The 19,743-nt window shown below is 60.7% G+C and carries 19 protein-coding genes; 3 read left to right on the top strand and 16 right to left on the bottom strand.

What is annotated here, in order from left to right; translation table 11 throughout:
* The first annotated feature begins 14 nt into the window (after window positions 1-14).
* Window positions 15-482 carry an SsrA-binding protein SmpB gene (gene smpB / locus ACNA0I_RS05140; protein WP_415804991.1) on the top strand — a complete coding sequence of 156 codons (468 nt, stop codon included), beginning with the start codon at window positions 15-17 and terminating at the stop codon, window positions 480-482.
* A 113-nt stretch (window positions 483-595) separates the two neighbouring features.
* On the opposite strand, the gene ACNA0I_RS05135 is transcribed toward smpB, so the two are convergent.
* Both ACNA0I_RS05135 and ACNA0I_RS05130 read right to left on the bottom strand, forming a co-directional pair.
* Window positions 596-1,522: an SPFH domain-containing protein gene (locus tag ACNA0I_RS05135; RefSeq protein ID WP_415805272.1), complete on the bottom strand. Its 927-nt coding sequence runs from the start codon at window positions 1,520-1,522 to the stop codon at window positions 596-598.
* Window positions 1,523-1,625: 103 nt separating this feature from the next.
* On the bottom strand, window positions 1,626-2,045 hold the full coding sequence (locus ACNA0I_RS05130) for an NfeD family protein (protein WP_415805271.1): 420 nt from the start codon (window positions 2,043-2,045) through the stop codon (window positions 1,626-1,628).
* A gap of 199 nt (window positions 2,046-2,244) precedes the next feature.
* On the opposite strand from ACNA0I_RS05130, the gene ACNA0I_RS05125 reads away from it, so the two are divergent.
* The gene (locus ACNA0I_RS05125; protein WP_415804989.1) at window positions 2,245-3,033 is read left to right on the top strand and encodes a glutamine amidotransferase; all 789 of its coding nucleotides are present in this window, start codon (window positions 2,245-2,247) and stop codon (window positions 3,031-3,033) included.
* Window positions 3,034-3,258: 225 nt separating this feature from the next.
* On the opposite strand, the gene ppsA is transcribed toward ACNA0I_RS05125, so the two are convergent.
* A complete protein-coding gene (gene ppsA / locus ACNA0I_RS05120; RefSeq protein ID WP_415804988.1) occupies window positions 3,259-5,622 on the bottom strand; it encodes a phosphoenolpyruvate synthase in 2,364 nt (787 codons plus the stop codon).
* 156 nt (window positions 5,623-5,778) lie between these two features.
* Here ppsA and ppsR point away from each other — a divergent pair, with 156 nt between their 5' ends.
* The gene (gene ppsR, locus ACNA0I_RS05115; RefSeq protein ID WP_094821228.1) at window positions 5,779-6,609 is read left to right on the top strand and encodes a posphoenolpyruvate synthetase regulatory kinase/phosphorylase PpsR; all 831 of its coding nucleotides are present in this window, start codon (window positions 5,779-5,781) and stop codon (window positions 6,607-6,609) included.
* Here ppsR and ACNA0I_RS05110 read toward each other — a convergent pair.
* The 13 genes from ACNA0I_RS05110 to frr form a co-directional block, all read right to left on the bottom strand.
* Window positions 6,606-7,391: a TrmH family RNA methyltransferase gene (locus tag ACNA0I_RS05110; protein ID WP_415804987.1), complete on the bottom strand. Its 786-nt coding sequence runs from the start codon at window positions 7,389-7,391 to the stop codon at window positions 6,606-6,608. The two genes, ppsR and ACNA0I_RS05110, sit on opposite strands and share 4 nt — an antisense overlap.
* Before the next feature lie 121 nt (window positions 7,392-7,512).
* On the bottom strand, window positions 7,513-8,130 hold the full coding sequence (gene rnhB / locus ACNA0I_RS05105) for a ribonuclease HII (RefSeq protein WP_415804986.1): 618 nt from the start codon (window positions 8,128-8,130) through the stop codon (window positions 7,513-7,515).
* Window positions 8,117-9,304 carry a lipid-A-disaccharide synthase gene (gene lpxB, locus ACNA0I_RS05100; protein WP_415804985.1) on the bottom strand — a complete coding sequence of 396 codons (1,188 nt, stop codon included), beginning with the start codon at window positions 9,302-9,304 and terminating at the stop codon, window positions 8,117-8,119. Before lpxB ends, rnhB begins: the two co-directional genes overlap by 14 nt.
* On the bottom strand, window positions 9,301-10,095 hold the full coding sequence (gene lpxA / locus ACNA0I_RS05095; protein WP_415804984.1) for an acyl-ACP--UDP-N-acetylglucosamine O-acyltransferase: 795 nt from the start codon (window positions 10,093-10,095) through the stop codon (window positions 9,301-9,303). The genes lpxB and lpxA overlap by 4 nt, the downstream gene beginning before the upstream one ends.
* The gene (gene fabZ / locus ACNA0I_RS05090; RefSeq protein ID WP_094821232.1) at window positions 10,096-10,551 is read right to left on the bottom strand and encodes a 3-hydroxyacyl-ACP dehydratase FabZ; all 456 of its coding nucleotides are present in this window, start codon (window positions 10,549-10,551) and stop codon (window positions 10,096-10,098) included.
* Between the two features lie 60 nt (window positions 10,552-10,611).
* On the bottom strand, window positions 10,612-11,766 hold the full coding sequence (gene lpxD / locus ACNA0I_RS05085) for a UDP-3-O-(3-hydroxymyristoyl)glucosamine N-acyltransferase (protein ID WP_415804982.1): 1,155 nt from the start codon (window positions 11,764-11,766) through the stop codon (window positions 10,612-10,614).
* Between the two features lie 13 nt (window positions 11,767-11,779).
* Entirely contained in the window at window positions 11,780-12,340 is a 561-nt protein-coding gene (locus tag ACNA0I_RS05080; protein WP_415804980.1) for an OmpH/Skp family outer membrane protein, read from the bottom strand.
* 120 nt (window positions 12,341-12,460) lie between these two features.
* A complete protein-coding gene (bamA, locus tag ACNA0I_RS05075; protein WP_415804978.1) occupies window positions 12,461-14,797 on the bottom strand; it encodes an outer membrane protein assembly factor BamA in 2,337 nt (778 codons plus the stop codon).
* A 54-nt stretch (window positions 14,798-14,851) separates the two neighbouring features.
* Complete coding sequence (gene rseP, locus ACNA0I_RS05070; protein ID WP_415804977.1) at window positions 14,852-16,183, bottom strand: RIP metalloprotease RseP; 1,332 nt, start codon at window positions 16,181-16,183, stop codon at window positions 14,852-14,854.
* A gap of 20 nt (window positions 16,184-16,203) precedes the next feature.
* Window positions 16,204-17,403 carry a 1-deoxy-D-xylulose-5-phosphate reductoisomerase gene (gene ispC, locus ACNA0I_RS05065; protein WP_415804976.1) on the bottom strand — a complete coding sequence of 400 codons (1,200 nt, stop codon included), beginning with the start codon at window positions 17,401-17,403 and terminating at the stop codon, window positions 16,204-16,206.
* Window positions 17,400-18,257 carry a phosphatidate cytidylyltransferase gene (locus ACNA0I_RS05060; protein WP_415804975.1) on the bottom strand — a complete coding sequence of 286 codons (858 nt, stop codon included), beginning with the start codon at window positions 18,255-18,257 and terminating at the stop codon, window positions 17,400-17,402. The genes ispC and ACNA0I_RS05060 overlap by 4 nt, the downstream gene beginning before the upstream one ends.
* A gap of 17 nt (window positions 18,258-18,274) precedes the next feature.
* A complete protein-coding gene (uppS, locus tag ACNA0I_RS05055) occupies window positions 18,275-19,039 on the bottom strand; it encodes a polyprenyl diphosphate synthase (RefSeq protein WP_415804974.1) in 765 nt (254 codons plus the stop codon).
* A gap of 137 nt (window positions 19,040-19,176) precedes the next feature.
* Window positions 19,177-19,737: a ribosome recycling factor gene (gene frr, locus ACNA0I_RS05050; RefSeq protein WP_415804973.1), complete on the bottom strand. Its 561-nt coding sequence runs from the start codon at window positions 19,735-19,737 to the stop codon at window positions 19,177-19,179.
* Window positions 19,738-19,743: the final 6 nt, after the last annotated feature.

Raw genomic sequence — 19,743 nt, 5'->3', positions numbered from 1 at the left:
CCTGATCAGCCTTTATGAGCATTATCGACAACCGCAAGGCCACCCACGATTATTTCATCGAAGACCGCTACGAGGCCGGCCTGGTCCTGCAGGGCTGGGAGGTCAAGGCGATTCGTGACAGCCGTGTCCAACTCAAAGAAAGCTACGTCATCGTGCGCGATGGCGAGCTGTTTTTGCTGGGCATGCATGTCAGCCCCCTACCCACTGCCTCCACGCATATCCATCCCGACGCCATGCGCACGCGCAAGCTGCTGCTCAAGGCCGAGGAAATCAGCAAGCTGATCGGCAAGGTCGAGCAACGTGGCTACACCCTCGTCCCGTTGAATCTGCACTACAAAAATGGCCGGATCAAGCTCGATTTCGCGCTGGGCCGAGGCAAAAAGCTTTACGACAAACGCGACAGCTCTCGTGAAAAAGACTGGCAGCGTGAAAAAGAACGCATCATGAAACACGATACCCGCAGCTCGCGGCGCGACGATTGACCGAGAACGGGCTATCAGTCCAGCGCCGCTGCGGCTGACAGGCTCGAAACTCCCTGGGTCATNGNGCCACGCTTGATTCCGGCGTGGCACGATTTCTATCCGGCCAAACGGCGCTAGACAGGCTTGTTCGTCTTGACGATCGCCATTGCCGAGGCGATCAGGCCGCCGACATCCGACAAATTGGACGGCAAGATCAAGGTGTTGCCTTCCTTGGCAACATTGCCAAAGGCATCGACATAGCGCTCGGCGACTTTCAGGTTGACGGCCTCCATGCCACCGGGTTGACGCACGGCCTCACCGACCTGCGTGATCGCTTTTGCAGTCGCTTCGGCAATAGCCAGCACCGCAGCGGCCTCGCCCTGGGCCTGGTTGATCTGCGCCTGCTTTTCACCCTCGGAACGCGCGATGGCGGCTTCGCGTTCGCCAGTCGCGATGTTGATCTGTTCTTGGCGGCGGCCTTCGGAGGCTGCGATCAGCGCACGCTTTTCCCGCTCGGCGGTAATTTGAGCCTGCATCGCGCGCAGGATCTCATTGGGCGGCGTCAAATCCTTGATCTCATAACGCAATACCTTCACCCCCCAGTTCAGCGCAGCCTCATCGAGTGAGGCCACAATCGTGGCGTTGATGAATTCGCGTTCCTCGAAAGTGCGATCCAATTCCAGTTTCCCGATCACCGAGCGCAACGTGGTCTGCGCCAACTGGGTAATCGCCGAGATGTAGTTGGACGAACCGTACGATGCGCGCATCGGATCCGTTACCTGGAAATAGAGAACACCATCGACCTGCAATTGCGTGTTATCGCGCGTAATGCAGACCTGGCTCGGCACGTCCAGGGGGATTTCCTTGAGCGAATGTTTGTAGGCAACGCGCTCGATGAAGGGGATAACAAATCCCGCGCCAGGCGACAGCACCCGGTCGAACTTGCCCAGCCGTTCGACGACCCAGGCATGCTGCTGCGGCACGATGGCAATGGCCTTGATGATGATCAATAACGCCAGAACGACCAAGACGATCAAGGCGATGGTGGAGGGTTCGAGCATCATGGAAATGGTCCTGCGTGGAATGAGAGAAAACCGCACCCGTCGAGGGCGGCCACGAAATCAGATAGACAAGCCTAGACTGTAACGTACTCGGCTACGCGGCTCACACCTTGCGCGTCAATACCAGTCGCGGGCCACGGACCTCGCTGATCAGGTATAGACCCGGCTCACGCGGTTGCCCGGCTGCCAGCTCTGCTTGCCAATGCGCACCACGATACCAGACGCGTGCAATCCCGGCGTCCGTCCAGCTTTCGACTTCGACAGTCTGGCCGATGTCCAGATGCACATCCGCATTACTCTTCGCATCGACCTCGCGTTTTTTCAGGACGCCGGTACGACGCAACACAAATAATCCAATCAGGGCCACGACAGCGCACGCCACCAGTTGCCACTCAAAGCCGGCGTCGAACCACGCCGCTGCGCCGCCTGCAGCCAAACCCAGTGCGACCAGCAACAGGTAAAACGTGCCGCTCGCCACCTCACCGATGAGTGCGACCGCTGCCAGTCCGAACCATATCCACATCATGTGATGCCTTATTTGAGAAACCCTGGGTTGGGCTCTACCGGCCCATATTCCCTCGGAAGCCAAGGACACAAGGGGCATCCCCGCGTCCCCTCTGCAACAGAATATGGCTTGATTGTACGGATTTCTGCGTCATGACGATTTATCATCATGCTATCGACTGCGTTTTGCGCCGAACAGCAAGCCCCTGGATTTCCCAATGAATACTGCTGCCCCCCATTCCGACGGCCTACTGCCCGTCCTGATCCTGCATACCGGTGATCCTGATGAAGCCCTGCGCCAGTCGCATGGCGGCTATGGCGAGATGATGCGCCATGCTGCGGGACTGTCGCCCGATGCGGTGCACATCGTACGGGTGTATCTGGACGAGGAGCCTTTGGCGCCCTCGGCCTATCGCGCGGCGCTCATCACCGGGTCGCCCGCCATGGTGACGGACCTCGAGCCTTGGAGCGAGCGCACGGCCGCGTGGATACGGCAGGCAGCCGCCGAGAGCCTGCCTATGTTCGGCGTGTGCTACGGCCATCAGTTGCTCGCGCATGCGCTGGGGGGCGTAGTGGAATACAACGTCAAGGGCCGCGAACTTGGAACGCAGACCATAGAGTGCTTGCCTGACGCGACAGGCGATGCCTTGATGACGGGTTTGCCCACCCGGTTTCCTGCGCAACTGCTACACGCGCAAAGCGTCACCCAATTGCCTCCCGGCGCCGTCGCGCTGGCTCGCTCGGATATGGATCCTCATCAATTGATCCGCCTGGCGCCCGCGATCTATTCCGCGCAATTCCATCCCGAATTCGGACCGGAATTCATGCGCGACCATCTGCAGCAGTATCAGGCTGCATATGGCCGCGAAGGGCTCGATGCCGACGCCCTCAGCGCTGCCTTGGGCCCGACGCCAACGGCGGCCAGCCTGGTACGGCGGTTTCTAGGACTGTGCCAGCGTACGTCAGTGCGACCCTCGCAAAACACCGGCCATATGCCGGCCAAGTAACGCCCGACGCGATATAGAACAAAGGGGCGGCCCAAGGGAAAAGGCCCCCACGCTGCGCCTTGCGGCTTGCTGCCCCCTGAGGGGACGTTTTTTGCCTTGGGGCGGCCCGGCGGCAAAAAAGGCCTGCATTCAAAAAATGCAGGCCTTTTTTGTGGCAAACCATTCCGAGCCAAAACTGCCTCGGAAGCCCAGCATCGCACCCGCGGTGCGATGCTGCCAGCGGGATTACTTAGCCAGACGCTGCCACGTATCGACCACCGTATCCGGGTTCAGCGACATGGACAGAATGCCTTCGTCCTTGAGCCACTGCGCGAAATCGGGATGGTCGCTGGGGCCTTGGCCGCAGATACCGACGTACTTGTTGGCAGCCAGGCAAGCCTTGATCGCACGGCTCAACATGAACTTCACCGCATCATCACGCTCGTCGAAGTCGGCAGCCAGCAGCTCCATGCCAGAGTCGCGATCCAGACCCAGCGTCAGCTGCGTCATGTCATTCGAACCGATCGAGAAACCGTCGAAATGCTCCAGGAACTGGTCGGCCAACAACGCATTGGACGGGACTTCGCACATCATGATGAGCTTCAAGCCGTTTTCGCCGCGAGCCAGGCCATGGGCGCCCAGCAGATCCACCACGCGCTTGGCCTGGCTGACCGTGCGCACGAACGGCACCATGATCTCGACGTTGGTCAGGCCCATTTCGTCGCGTACTTTCTTCAGCGCCTCGCATTCCATGCGGAAGCACTCGGCAAAATCGGCAGCGATGTAGCGCGACGCGCCGCGGAAGCCCAGCATGGGGTTTTCTTCCTCGGGCTCGTAACGCGAGCCGCCCACCAGCTTGCGATATTCGTTGGACTTGAAGTCCGACATACGCACGATGACCGACTTGGGCCAGAACGCCGCGGCAATGGTGGCGATACCTTCTGCGAGCTTTTCAACGAAGAAAGCACGCGGGCTGGCGTAGCCGCGGGCAGCCGATTCGACCGCTTTTTTCAGCTCGCCATCGACATTGGGGTAATCCAACACGGCCTTGGGGTGAATGCCGATGTTGTTGTTGATGATGAACTCCAGGCGAGCCAGACCCACGCCAGAGTTGGGGATTTGTGCGAAATCGAAAGCCAGCTGAGGGTTACCGACGTTCATCATGATCTTGACGTCGATCGGCGGCATTTCGCCACGGCGGACTTCTTCGACCTCGGTTTCGATCAGGCCGTCGTAAATCCGGCCCTCGTCACCTTCGGCGCACGACACAGTCACGGCCTGACCTTCTTTCAGGACGTCGGTCGCTTCACCGCAGCCCACGACTGCCGGGATACCCAGTTCACGCGCAATGATGGCCGCGTGGCAGGTACGGCCGCCACGGTTGGTCACGATGGCCGAGGCGCGCTTCATGACCGGTTCCCAGTTGGGATCGGTCATGTCGGTCACCAGCACATCGCCGGGCTGCACACGATCCATTTCGGAAATATCGGCCACGACGCGCACGGGGCCCGAACCGATTTTCTGGCCAATAGCGCGGCCAGTGATCAGGACCTGGCCGGTGGCCTTCAGGCGGTAGCGCTGCTGGACGTCGTTGCCAGTTTGCTGCGATTTCACCGTTTCGGGGCGAGCTTGCAGGATATAGATCTTGCCATCTACGCCGTCACGGCCCCACTCGATATCCATCGGGCGCTTGTAGTGCTTTTCGATGATGACCGCGTAGCGCGCCAATTCGGAGACTTCGTCGTCGGTCAACGAGTAACGGTTGCGCTCGGATACGGGCACGTCCACGGTGCGTACGGCGCGGCCTTCGGGGCGCTCGGGATCGAACTCCATCTTGATCAGCTTGGAGCCGATGCGGCGGCTGACGATGGGATAGTGGCCCTGTTCCAGCGTGGGCTTGAACACGTAGAACTCGTCGGGGTTCACTGCGCCCTGCACCACCGTTTCGCCCAGGCCGTAGGACGAGGTGATGAATACCACGTCCTGGAAGCCCGATTCGGTGTCGATGGTGAACATCACGCCGGCGCTGCCCTTGTCAGAGCGCACCATACGTTGCACGCCTGCCGACAACGCGACTTCGGCGTGGGCATAGCCCTTGTGCACGCGATAGGAGATCGCGCGGTCGTTGTACAACGACGCGAACACGTGGCGGATTTTGTCCAGCACGTCGTCAATACCGACGACGTTCAGGAAGGTTTCCTGCTGGCCCGCGAACGAGGCATCAGGCAAATCCTCGGCGGTTGCGGATGAACGCACGGCGAACGAACCCTTGCCGTCGGCGTCCAGCGCGGCAAAGGCCGTGCGGATCTGCTGCTCGAACTCAGGCGAGAACGGGGCATCGATAATCCATTGGCGGATCTCGGCGCCAGCCGTGGCCAGCTCGCGAACGTCTTCGGGGTTCAGCGTGCTGAGTCGCGTGGCAATGCGCGCATCCAGACCAGAGGCTTTGAGGAAATCACGGAAGGCTTCGGCAGTCGTAGCAAAACCGCCCGGTACGCGGACGCCCGCGCCGGACAACTGACTGATCATTTCACCTAGTGATGCGTTCTTACCTCCTACCGAGTCCACATCCGTCATGCGGAGCTGCTCGAACGAAACGACGTACGACATTTAAGTCACCTTTTACAATAGAGAAAGCGAGTTTGGTCAAAACATCACGATGCGCTGACCAAACCAGCCTGAGACCGCTCTTGGGGTGACTGATTGGGGTCGAATTGTACCCGGTCGGGCACTCCAGCCCTCCACTTTGGTTGGAATATTTTACATATGGCTTCGTCCCCTATCGAACGTACTGTCTACATCGTCTCGGACAGCACCGGCATCACCGCAGAGACATTTAGTCACTCTGTGTTGTCCCAATTTGAGCAAGTACGCTTCAAGCCGATCCGCCTGCCCTTTATCGATACATTGGAAAAAGCCCGGGAAGTCGCCGAGCGCATCGACCGCAACGCCAATGAAACCGGTCTGCCGCCTATTGTTTTCAGCACCCTGGTTGACCCCCACAGCATGGAATGTGTCCGTCGCGCCAATGGGATTTTCCTGGACCTTTTTGGCACTTTTGTCGGACATATCGAGCAGGCTTTGGGAATGAAATCCAATCATTCCGTCGGCCGGTCCCACATGGCGGCCAACTCCGAGCAGTACCGGAATCGGATCGATGCCATCAATTTCAGCCTGGCACACGATGACGGACAGTTCATCAACCAATTGGACCAGGCAGACGTCATTCTGGTGGGCGTGTCCCGTTGTGGCAAGACACCGACCAGCCTCTATCTGGCCATGCAGTACGCCATCAAAGCAGCCAATTTCCCGCTGACGCCCGACGATTTCGAGCGCGGCACGCTGCCGTCCACGGTTGCGCCGCATCGATCCAAGCTATTTGGCCTGTCGATCCAGCCCGAACGCCTGTCCGAGGTCCGTAACGAGCGCCGTCCCAACAGCCAATACGCGACGCTGGAACAGTGCCGCTACGAGGTGGCCGAGGCCGAGCGCATGATGCGCCGCGAAGGGATTTCCTGGCTGTCCACGACGACCAAGTCCATCGAGGAAATCGCCACGACGGTGATGCAAGAGGTGGGCCTGGATAGATCGAATTAGTCCATCGCCTGGCGGCGCTGTTCAAACAGACACAGCGCCGTCGCCACCCCGACGTTCAAGGACTCCACCGAGGGGGCGTGGTCAATGCGCACCCGTAGCGTGGCGACAGACTGCAAATCGGACGAAACGCCCTGCCCCTCGTGGCCGAATACCCAGGCGCAGGCCCTTGGCAGCGCGGTTGCATAGAGATCCTGGGCGTTTTCCAGCGTCGTAACGGCCAGGGGGACATCCAGGCGGCTCACGCAGGCCATCAGATCTGCCTGTTCGTGTAGGGACAGGGCAAAATGCGCGCCTTGGCCGCCGCGCAGCACTTTGGGCGACCAGGCCGCCGCGCAGCCCGGTGACAGCAACACGCGAGACACACCTGCGGCCGCGCATATCCGCAAAATCGTGCCGACGTTACCCGGGTCCTGCACCCGGTCTAGCCATACCATGGACTCCGCCAAGCGCGCAGGCAGCGTTGGCGCCGGCGGATCGACGATGAACAGCACGCCCTGACCGGTTTCAACCGTCTCCAGATGCTTCAATAGCTGCGGCGACAGCGCCAAAATCTGCCGCTCGGGCAGGACGGCCTGCACTGCAGCCAACAACGCCGCCAATTCCGGACGGTCCAGCCGGTCTGCGTCGAACACAGCCAAGGCCGGCGCCGTTGACGACGCCAACCAGGCCTGACACAAATGCACGCCTTCCAGGATCGCATTTTCGCCACGACGCCCGGCATGGTGGGCCAGACGCTGCAATTGCTTGAATTGAGGGTTGTCGCGGGACGCGATGTGTTTCATGGCAGAGACAGAGGTGGCAATACGCGGTGCACGATACCGTGCAAAAAACGCTATTAAATCGGATTGAATGCAATTCAGCCCGCACCGCCCGAGCGGGACATCCCCGGACGTAAACAGGATCTTATGATGCCGGCATCAACAGCTCGCGCACAGGCGCGAAACTGCGCCGGTGTTCCGCGCAGGGACCATGTTCGCGCAGCCGCGTCAAATGCAGCGCAGTGCCGTAGCCCTTGTGCTGATCAAAGCCGTACTGCGGATACTGGGTATGCAGACGCAACAAATCGGCGTCACGAGCTGTTTTTGCCAGGATGGAGGCTGCCGAGATGGCCGGCACCAGCGCGTCGCCCTTGATCACGGTTTGCACCGTGCAACGGAGCTTTGGCGCCTGGTTGCCGTCGACCATGGCCACCTGCGGCGCATGGGCCAATCCTTCGACGGCTCGTTGCATGGCCAAAAGTGTCGCCCGCAAAATGTTCAAACTGTCGATTTCATCGACACTGGCGCTGGCAATGCACCAACTCAATGCGTATTCCTGGATCTCTATGGCCAGCGCCTCGCGGCGAACTGCGGTGAGCACCTTGGAATCAGCCAAGCCATCGATCGGCCTGGCGGGATCCAGAATCACGGCAGCCGCGTAAACAGCCCCCGCGAGCGGTCCGCGGCCGGCCTCGTCGACGCCGGCCATCGTCACGCCCGAAAAATCGGGCGTGGTGCACGCAAAAAGGCTATGTTGATCCATGTGCTACATCGAGAATTGCGCGCGCCGCCAAGCTCGCCGTATCGCGCGTCAGATCGTGATGCATGGCGGCAAAACGCGTGTGTATGCGTGCGGCATGGGCCTCGTCCGTCAGGGCGGCCCAGGTCGCTTCGGCCAGCTTATCCGGCGTAGCATCGTCCTGCAAGAGCTCTGGCACGGCGAAATCCCGCAGCAACACATTAGGCAGCCCCACCCACGGTAAATATGGCCGTTGCTGGCCGGATTTCCAGGCCATGATGCGGCGCATCCATGGGGACAAATAATACGAGATCACCATGGGGCGCTTGAATAGCGCTGCCTCCAGGGTGGCCGTGCCACTGGCCACCAGCACCGCATCACTGGCCTCGAGCGCTGTCCAGGCCACCGGTGCACTGCCTGCGGTTGTCAGATCATCGGCAGTCACGCAACGCAGCCCCGGGACCGGATACTGCGCCAAAATGGCGTCGAATTCCTGCCGGCGCTGGGCATTGACCATGGGCACGATGCATACCAGGCCAGGATCCCGCTGGCGCAGTTGTTGCGCCGCCTGGAGGAAACGCGGTGCGAGGATGCGGATCTCCGACGAGCGGCTGCCTGGCAAGATCGCCAAGACACGCGCAGTGTCATCCAGGCCCAGGCGGCGGCGTGCCGCCTGACGGTCGGGTTGCATCGGAATGGCGTCAGCCAACGGATGTCCGACATAGGTCACCGGGATGCCTTCTTTGCGGTACAGGTCTTCCTCGAACGGAAACAGCACCAGCATGTGCGACACCGCCTCGCGGATCTTGTGAATGCGCTCGTAACGCCACGCCCAGATCGACGGGCCGACAAAATGCACGGTGGGCGTACCCGCCTGGCGCAGTTGCAATTCGAGCTTCAGATTGAAATCCGGCGCATCTACCCCAACGAACACTGAGGGCGGCTCGGCCAGCCAGCGACGCTTGACGTCGCCGTAGGTCCGCAACAACCCCGGCAGACGCTTCAGCGCGTCCACATAGCCAAATACGGTCAGCGCATGCATGGGGTGCCAGGCCTCAAAGCCCGCAGCATCCATGGCGGGCCCGCCTATGCCTTGGCAATGCAAATCGGACGAGGCCTGATGCAGGCCGGTAATGACACGGCTGGCCAGCAGGTCGCCTGAGGGCTCGCCTGCCACCATGCCGATGGTAGTAGTCATGGCCGGATGATGCCCCGGTTCGAGGCATCAAAGAAATCCAGCAATGTCTGTAACGCCTCGGTCGCATCGGGATGCGACTGCTGGCGCGCGCGCAACTCTGCGCGTGCCTCGTCCAAGGACAGACCACGGCGGAAAACGATCTTGTATGCCTCTCGCAGGCTGGAAATCACCGACGCGCTGAAACCGCGACGGCGCAAGCCCTCGACATTGACGCCAACGGGTCGGCAAGGATTGCCGGCGCCCAACACAAAAGGCGGCATGTCCTGCATCAGGGAGCTATTGCCCCCGGTCATGCTGTGCGCGCCGATCTTGCTGAACTGGTGCACCCCGGTCAGTCCGCCCACAATGGCCCAGTCTCCGACCTGGACGTGTCCCCCCAGTTGTACTGAGTTGGCCAGAATGGTGTTATTACCCAGATGGCAATCGTGCGCGACGTGCACGTAGGCCATGATCCAGTTGTCGTTGCCCATGGTGGTCACGCCACCGTCCTGGACCGTGCCCGTATTAAACGTGGTGAATTCCCGGACCGTATTACGGTCACCAATGACCAGACGCGTGGGTTCAGCCGCGTACTTTTTGTCCTGCGGCATGCCGCCGATCGAACAAAACCGGTAAAACCGGTTATCTCGGCCTATTGTCGTCACACCGTCGATCACGCAATGGGGGCCGATCTCCGTCCCTGCTCCGATAGTGACATCCGGGCCTACGACGCTATACGGCCCGATCCGCACGCTGCTGTCGATCTGAGCGCTTGGATCGACCAAGGCGGTGGGATGGATATTTCCTGACATTTACGCTTCCAGGCTACGGATGGCGCACATGAGCTTGGCTTCGGCCACCACCTGGCCGTCCACCAGTGCACGCCCTTGGTATTTACAGATGGCGCGGCTGAGCCGTTCGGCCTGCACTTCCAGACGCAATTGGTCGCCCGGCACCACGGGACGGCGGAAACGCGCCTCGTCGATCCCCACCAGATAATAGGCGGTCTTGGCGCTGTCGCATTTCAGGCCGCCATCGTCATCAGTGAAAGAAAACAGCGCGGCCGCTTGAGCCATGGCCTCGGTGATCAACACACCGGGCATCACAGGATGATGCGGGAAATGGCCTTCGAAAAAAGGCTCATTGATCGACACATTTTTAATGGCAACGATGGATTTGCCCGGCACGATTTCCAGCACGCGGTCAATGAGCAGCATCGGATAGCGATGCGGCAAGCGCTCCATGATCGCCTTGATGTCGAGTTCCATTTCGTAAAAATTCCTACCGTATTGAATGATGACGCCATCACCGCAGGCCGCGGTGACAGGTCAGGCTTTTTCGAGTGCCCGCAGCCGGCGGCGCAGCTGCGACAGTTGTTGTATCACGGCGGCGTTACGTTGCCACTGGCCGTGTTCAGCGTAAGGATACACGCCAGTGTAACGGCCCGGCTGAGAAATGCTGGAGGTCACCGCCGTCCCCCCCGAAATATGGACGTCATCGGCCAGTGTCAGATGTCCCGACAGCATGGCCGCGCCAGCGATGGTACAGCGTGCGCCGATGACCGTCGAGCCGGCAATGCCCACGCAGGCGGCTACCGCAGTGTGTGCGCCGATGCGCACGTTGTGCGCCACCATGATCTGGTTATCGAGCTTGACGCCGTCACCGATTTCGGTGTCCTCCAGAGCGCCACGATCGATCGTGGTGTTGGCGCCGATTTCGACATCGTCCCCAATGCGTACACCGCCCAACTGAGCGATTTTGCCCCATGCGCCCTTGCCCAGCGTCGGATCCGGCGCGAAACCGAACCCGTCGGCGCCGAGCACGACTCCACTGTGCACGATGGCGCGCGCGCCGATGCGAACATTGGCATACAACGTCACGCGGGCGTAAAGCATGCAATCCGGCCCCACCGTGGAGCCCTGGCCGATCACACATCCCGGCCCGAGCGTAGCGCCACGTCCGATACGAGCACCCGCCTCGACCACACAATGCGGACCGATACGCACGTCATCCTCGATGACGGCATCGGGCGCCACAACAGCCAGCGGATGCACGCTGGCCGGCTGTTTCGGGTGACGAGCGGCGTCGAACCACTGCGCCAGGCGGGCGTAAAGCAGATAGGGATGCGCACATACGACCCGGATACACGAGGGGCCGTCCGCGCCAGCCAACATGGCCTGCGCCACGTCCGGCGTCACGATGACAGCGGCAGCTCGCGTACTGGCCAACTGGCTCTGGTAGCGCGGATTGCTTAGAAAAGTGATTTCTTCCGGACCGGCCGACGCCAGCGTACCGATGCCCCGGATACGGGGCAATGCCGCGCGCAAGGCTGCGGCATCGCCCTGATCCGTATCGCCAAGAGCGATACTTTTGACATCGCCCGCAGCGCCCGTCTCGATACGCAGGTCCAGCCCTTGGGTATTCACCGAAGCCAGCAGCGCATCCAGGGCGGGTGCGCGGGCGGTATCCAACAGGATCGGCATGCGACCTCGGCGATTATTTGCCGAGCGCCTGAATCACCTTGTCGGTGATGTCGATACGCGGGTTGACCGTCACAGCGTCTTGCACGATCAGATCGTAGTTTTCTTGTTCCGCGATTCTCTTGATGGCCTGGTTGGCCTTGGTCACGATAGAGGAGAATTCCTCGTTGCGACGGCGGTTGAAGTCCTCTTGGAACTCGCGGCGCTTGCGTTGCAGATCGGTATCCAGGCGCGCCAAGTCACGTTGGCGGTTGACACGATCCGTCTCGGACAGCACGGGGGAGTCCTTGTCGAATTTTTCAGCTTGGCTGCGCAGGCTGCTGCTCAGGCGCTGCAGCTCGTCGTCCCGCTTTTTGAATTCCGACTCGATCTTGCTTTGCGCCGTCTTGGCAGGGCCGGATTCGCGCAGGATACGCTCGGTATTCACGAAGCCGATCTTGGTGCCTTGTGCATGCGCAGGCAGCGTCACGGCGGAGCCGAGGAGCAGCGCACCCGCCAGGGCCAGCGTACCGCGCAGTTTGCCGGCGCGCTGGCTGCGCGACGGGCTCGAGGTTTTGAGTGCGAAATCAGACATCATGAAAATCTCACCTTCCAATGAGGTAAAGCAAAACTGCTATTGTGCCACTAATCCAGCAGACACCACGTTGCGGCGTCTTGCTAGTGTGATTATGCGTAACCTTTACGGTCACGGCGACCCTTAGAAACCAGTACCAATCTGGAACTGGAACGATTGCAAATCGTCACCCGACTTGGAATTGAGCGGACGGGCGTAAGACAACTGCAGCGGGCCCAGCGGCGACTGCCACGACAGGCCGATACCTGCCGAGAAACGCCAGCCGCAAGGATCCTCCACCTCGCTACCAGGCTCGCCACCCGAGCATCGCATCCCGCTGCCTGCCGAGACTTGGCCTGCGTCAGCAAACAGGAACCAGCGCAGCGTACGGTCTTTGGAGGCGCCAGGGAACGGCAGATACAACTGCGCATTACCGACGATACGACGCGCACCGCCCAGGTAATCGCCTGTGAGCGAGTCACGTGGGCCCAACGAGGACCCGTCGTAACCACGTACCGTGCCGATACCGCCCGCGTAGACGTTCTTGATGACCGGGAAGTCCTTGCTGCCATAGCTGAAGCCGTAATCCACCATGCCGTTGAAGGCCAGCGTATAACTGCGGCCCAACGGGACATAGTACTGCTGCTGAGCCGTCAGCATGTAGTACTGGAGGTCCAGGGTAGAAACGTCAGCTTTCAGGCGGGTATATGAACCCTTGGTCGGGGCCAGCGCGCTGTCACGCGTGTCCTTTGACCAGCCGGCATTGAAAATCAACGCATTCGTGCTGTCGCCATATTGGTCAACGAAGTCGCGATAGGCCTGCGGCGAGTTGTTGTACAGATCGATCTGGTTATGCTCGAACGTGCCGCCCAGGAAGATCCGGTCATATTCCGAAATCGGCACACCGAAGTTCATCCCCAGGCCGAGCGCCTTCACCCGGTAATCGCCGTCGCCGGAGTTCGTCTCGTACGGCTCAGTCACACGATAATAAGCTGACGTCGTGCGGCTGATGCCGTCTTTCGTGAAATACGGATCCGTGTGCGAAAGCACCACGGCGCGGTTGCTCTTGCTGGTGTTGAATTGCAGCGTCAGGTTGGTGCCGCTGCCGAACACGTTGTCTTCGCTGATCCCGGCCGACAGAATGGCCTTTTCAGACGATCCGTAACCTACACCGAGGTTGATCATCCCGGTAGGCTTTTCTTTGACGTCGACGTTGACGTCGACCTGGTCGGGCGAGCCCGGGACCGGATCGGTGGAGACGTTGACCTCGTTGAAATAACCCAGGCGGTCGATACGATCGCGCGAGATCTTCAGATCGCCAGAGTCATACCAGGCGGCTTCTTCTTGGCGCATTTCACGGCGCACGACCTCGTCACGGGTACGGGTGTTGCCGCCGATCTGGATCCGGCGTACGTAGACGCGGCGGCTGGGATCGACGTAGAACGTCACATCGGCCTCGTGCTTGGCACGGTCCAGCGTCGGGTTCGGGTTGACGTTGGCAAACGCGTAACCCAGTTCACCCAGATAATCCGTGATCGCCTTGGACGAGTCGTTTGCCTGGGCCGCCGAGAACGTCTCGCCTTCTTTGACCTGTACGAGATTCTTGATCTCCGAATCCAGGCCCAGGAGGTTGCCCGCCAGCTTGACGTTGCGCACCTTGTAAGGCTCGCCCTCGTGGATGGTGACCGTGATGTAGATGTCTTTGCGATCAGGGGATATCGTGACCTGCGGCGGCTCGACCGAGAATTCCAGGTAGCCCTGGTCGAGATAGAACGAACGCAGCGTTTCGATATCGCCTTCGAGTTTCTCGCGGGAATACTTGTCCGAATTGGTGTACCAGGTCAGCCAGCCGGGCGTCGACAGCTGGAACAGATCCAGCAGATCGCCTTCGGAAAAGGCCTTGTTGCCCACCACGCTGATCTGACGGATCTTGGCGACCTCGCCTTCGAACACGTCAAAGCTCACGCCGACGCGATTGCGCGGCAGCGGCGTCACGGTGGCAGTGACCTCGACACCGTATTTACCCTTGCTCAGATACTGTTCCTTGAGCTCGAACTCGGCGCGTTCCAGCATCGACTGGTCAAACACACGGCCCTCGCCAAAGCCCACCTGCATGAGCGATTTGGTGATGGCCTTGGAGTCGAACTCGCGCATGCCGTTGAAGGTCACCGAAGCGATCGTGGGACGCTCCTGCACGACCACGACGACCACATCGTTGTCCGTCTCGATTTTGACGTCGCTGAAAAAACCGGTGCCATACAGGCGGCGGATGGCTTCGGTAGCCTCGGCCTCGGTGAACTGCTGGCCGACTTTGACGGGCATATAGCCGAACACCGTACCCGCGTCCGTACGTTGAATGCCCTCTACGCGGATATCCCGCACGACAAAAGGTTCGAACGCATGAGCTAGCGCCGGCATGAGAAGCGCGGCAAGCAGGCCCGGCATCAAGCCCTTTTTGTGATGAAACATCCGAGAAAACATGTGCTTGGCTATCCTAGGTCGAACAAATGGCGAAAGATTTTATTCGATTGCCTGTCAGGTGAACAGGCGTGCGAAATCATTAAACAAGGCGAGCCCCATCAGCCCCGCCAACACACCGATACCGGCGCGCTGCCCGATATCTATCCATCGGTCGGGCGGAGGACTGCCTCGTACAATTTCGACGAGATAGTACAGCAGATGACCGCCATCCAGCATAGGGATCGGCAACAAGTTCAATACACCCAGGCTGATACTGATGAGCGCCAGATAGGCAATATAGGCTGCGAATCCGATACGTGCGGTCTGTCCGGCGTAGTCGGCAATGGTGACTGGACCGCTGATATTGCGCCAGGAAACTTCGCCGATCACCATGCGGCCCATCATGCGCAATGACAGCCACGCAGTATCCCACGTGCGCACAGCCGCGTGACCAATGCTTGCAAACACACCGTAACGTACCGTCACCATGGGGAGGTCTCCCCCCAGTTGCACACCGATACGCCCGATGGTCTGGCCATCCACGGTTTCTGCCCGTGGCACGACGGTCACCGATTGCTCGCTCCCATTGCGAATCATGGTCAATGCCAGCGGTTGGCCCGCATGCTGCTGAATGAGTTGCACCAGTTGCGCGGTATCGGGATCGATCAGATCGCCCGCGCGAATAATGCGGTCACCGTCTATCAAGCCGGCGCGCTCGCCTTCGCTGCCCGCCACCACACCGCGCACGATAGGTTTGGGCTGGGCCAGCCGCAATCCTGCATCGGCCAGCGGATCGCCCTGCTGGGGGTCCATCCCGCTGCCAGTCACCTGCAATACGCGGTGCCGAGTCGCACCGTCGGACGTGCGAACCTGCACCTGTGCCTGTCCACCCGTGGACAACACGTCAATCAAATGCCAACGCGCGTCATTCCACGAGACAACCGGACTGCCGTCGATGGCCACGATCTGATCGCCGCCGTGAAACCCTGCCCGTCCGGCCGGTGTTTCTGTGGCGGGAGGCGCGATGATAGGCGCGGGCTCTTCGGTACCTGCGAGATTCAAGCCGGCATATAACGCCACGGCCAAAATCAGATTGAATACCGGCCCTGCCGCAACAATGGCGATACGGCGGCCCACCGGCTGAGTATTAAATGACTGCGCGGCTTCTGCGCGAGTCGCTCCGGCTGGCGGGTCGTCCTGCATTTTGACGTAGCCGCCCAAAGGGATCGCCGACAGCGCCCATTCGGTGCCATGCTTATCTCGCCGGCGCAGCAGCACCCGGCCAAAGCCTACGGAAAATCGCAACACGCGCACCCCGCACAGCCTCGCCACCCAGTAATGACCCAGCTCGTGAAACGTAATCAGGATGCCCAGGGCGACGATGAAAGCAAGCAGGGTAAAAAGCATGTGTCGATAGGCGAAGAAAATCAGGCCAAGCCGAGATTACCCGTGTAGGCTCGTGTTTCAGCATCGAGCGCCAACACATCGGCCAGATTATTGAGCGTAACAGAAGACTGCCGTTGCTGCCATTCCAGGGCGGCGGCAATCACCCTGGGAATCCAGGTATAACGCAAGCGCCCCGCCAAGAACGCCTCGACCGCGATCTCGTTGGCGGCGTTCAGCGCAATACAGGCCCCCTGCCCGCTGCGCAACGCGTCAAATGCCAGCTTCAGGCACGGGAAACGCTCCAGGTCGGGCGTTTCGAACTCCAGACGCCCGCATCGGGCCAGATCCAGCGGGCTGACACCGCTCGCCAGCCGATCCGGGAAACCCAAGCCATAGGCAATCGGCGTACGCATATCGGGCTGTCCCAACTGCGCGAGCACCGAGCCGTCGTCATATTCCACCATCGAATGCACCACGCTTTGCGGGTGTATCAGGACCTCGATACGATCCGCAGGCATGGCAAACAGCCAGTGCGCCTCAATGACCTCCAGCCCTTTGTTCAGCATGGTGGCGGAATCGACGGAGATCTTGCGCCCCATGCTCCAGTTGGGATGCGCGCAGGCCTGATCGGGTGTGACGTCGTGCAGATCCTCGGGATCCTGACGCCGAAACGGCCCACCAGAAGCCGTCAACAGCAAGCGCCGCACACCTCGCGCCGGCTCAGTCGGCGCACCAGCGTGCTGCCCTTGGGGCAGACATTGAAAAATGGCGTTATGTTCGCTATCGATCGGCAGCAGTTCGGCGCCATTCTCACGGACCGCCTGCATGAACAGGCCGCCTGCCGCTACCAGAGCCTCTTTATTGGCCAATAAGATTCGTTTACCTGCCCGGGCTGCGGCTAACGCCGACGGCAAGCCTGCCGCGCCGACGATGGCAGCCATCACGGTATCGCATTCGGCGTCTGCAGCGGTATCCGCCAGGGCCTGAGGCCCCACCCGGACTTCCGGTGCGGACTGTCCGGTCGGCCATGCCGCCAGAAAGCGGCGGCGCGCCGCATCGTCCGGCACGACGACCACAGCCGCCCGGCTTGCCAAGGCCTGCTGGGCCAGACGCTCCATGCGGCTGTGCGCAGACAAGGCGTACACCGCCAACCGGTCCGGATGACGGGCAATCACATCCAGCGTGCTTTCACCGATAGATCCCGTAGCGCCGAGAACGGCAACGCGTTGAAAACGGCTCAAGACAACACTCCAGACAGCAATAAGGCGAATGGCGCCACCGGCAGGATCGCATCGATGCGGTCATAGACACCGCCATGCCCTGGCAACAGGCCGCTGGAATCCTTACGGCCGGCGCGGCGCTTGAGCAACGACTCGAATAGATCGCCCACAATAGAGATGACGCCCAATAACATCGCGGCCAGCAAAGCCAGGGGCAAAGACAAACGTCCGATCAGCGCCTGGCCAAAACTGCCGTCCCAAAAACTCGATATCCAGACCCAAATGGCGGCGCCGGCGACGCCGGCTACGGCGCCAGCAATCGTCTTTCCGGGGCTGACCTTAGGGGCCAGTTTACGCTTGCCGAATGCCCGACCCGCAAAATAGGCCGCAATGTCCGCGACCCACACCAGCGCCAACAAGGACACCACAAACCACGCGCCGCGCGTCATAAACGTCAACGCCAACACCGACCATGCCGCAAAAATCGCCGGGACACTGAATATCGACCACAGGACACTGGCAGGCGGCGCATCGGATCGTCCGCGCACCACGGCTGCGGTCGCACCTACCAGCCATATCAGCGCCACAACGGGCACCAGGCCCTGAACGACCGCCGCCTGCAGCGCGCCGCTATCAGGCATGCCATATAGCCAGGCCCAGCTCGCATATAGCATCACGGCCAGCAGCGCCAGCGCTACCGCAACGCTCACGACGCGAGATGCCGGCGGTGCGATGGTCAGCCGCAGCCATTCCCAGCACGCGCAGGCCGCCCCTATCGCCAGCAACGCCATGAACCACCAGGGGTTTCCCACAGACAGCGTCAGGGCCAGCACGGCCAGCAACACGACGGCGGTGATAACGCGTTGAACGAGCATAGATGTCTCCGGAGGCCTCAGCGCGCCGCGTCGTCGCGCAACTGTGCGCTGGTACGGCCAAAACGGCGTTCGCGGGTGCGGTACCACTCGAATGCCGCCTCGAGCTCATCTGCGCCGAAATCAGGCCAGTAATGATCGGTGAAGTACAACTCGGTATACGCCAGTTGCCAAATCAGAAAATTGGAAATGCGTTGCTCGCCGCCGGTGCGGATGAACAAGTCGGGCTCCGGCGCCCAGGCCATGGACAAGTGGTTGCTCAGATGCGTTTCGTCAATACGCTGCGGATCACTGGCCAACTCAGGGTGCTGGGCAAGCATGGCGCGCGTTGCCTGCAATACGTCCCAGCGTCCGCCGTAATTGGCGGCCACGGTCAGATGCAAGCGATCATTGTGTGCCGTGCGAGCCTGCGCATCGGCGATCAACGACTGCAGCCGCGGCTCGAAATGCGACAGATCGCCGACCACATGCAGGCGTACGCCCTGATCGTTGAGCTTGTCGACCTCGCGCTCCAGCGCCTGCACGAACAGACGCATCAGCAAGGACACTTCTTCGACAGGACGCCTCCAGTTCTCGGAGCTGAAGGCAAACAAGGTCAGATAACGCACCCCGCGCCGTCCGCAAGCCTCCACCACGCGCCGTACAGCCTGTACGCCCTTGGCGTGCCCGGCGGTACGCGGCAAATGCCGGCGCGTTGCCCAGCGGCCGTTACCATCCATGATGATGGCAACGTGCTGCGGAACTGCCTGCGTGGCGGGAATCGCCTGGGTGGAACTGATTGCCATGTAGGAAACAAGTCGGGCCGTCAGGGCCTTATCTAAGCTGAAAATCAAAAAAATCACGCCGCCACACCAGCACCGTGCCGGCCATGCAGCAACGGTACGGCGCAAGCGGCGCGCGTGCGAACAATATCCTGACCCGATTATACGGTCATGATCTCCGCTTCTTTCGTGGAGACCAATTTGTCGATCTCGGTAACGCTACGATCGGTCAGCTTTTGCACCTCGTCCTGGGCGCGGCGCTCGTCGTCCTCGGAGATTTCCTTGTCTTTGACAAGCTTCTTGAGCGACTCGTTAGCCTCGCGACGCAGGTTACGCACAGCGATCTTGGCATCCTCGCCCTCGCTCTTGACCACTTTGGTCAGATCACGACGGCGCTCTTCGGTCAGAGCCGGCATCGGGACACGGATGGTTTCGCCCATCGAAATGGGGTTCAGGCCCAGATCCGACTCACGAATGGCCTTCTCGATCACCGCGGCCATGGGCTTTTCGTAGGGCTGCACGCTGATGGTACGCGCATCGACCAGGTTCACGTTGGCGACTTGGCTGACGGGAACCGGCGAACCGTAGTATTCGACCTGGACGTGATCCAGGATACCCGTATGGGCACGGCCCGTACGGATCTTGGACAGGTTGACTTTCAGCGTTTCCAGCGACTTGGCCATGCGGGTTTCGGCCGATTTGCGGACTTCTGCGACGCTCATGAAAAT

This window comes from Bordetella muralis (genome assembly GCF_965139205.1).
Classification (GTDB): domain Bacteria; phylum Pseudomonadota; class Gammaproteobacteria; order Burkholderiales; family Burkholderiaceae_B; genus Bordetella_A; species Bordetella_A muralis.
Note: the sequence above shows the minus strand (reverse complement) of the source record. Positions and strands in the feature narration are given on the sequence as shown.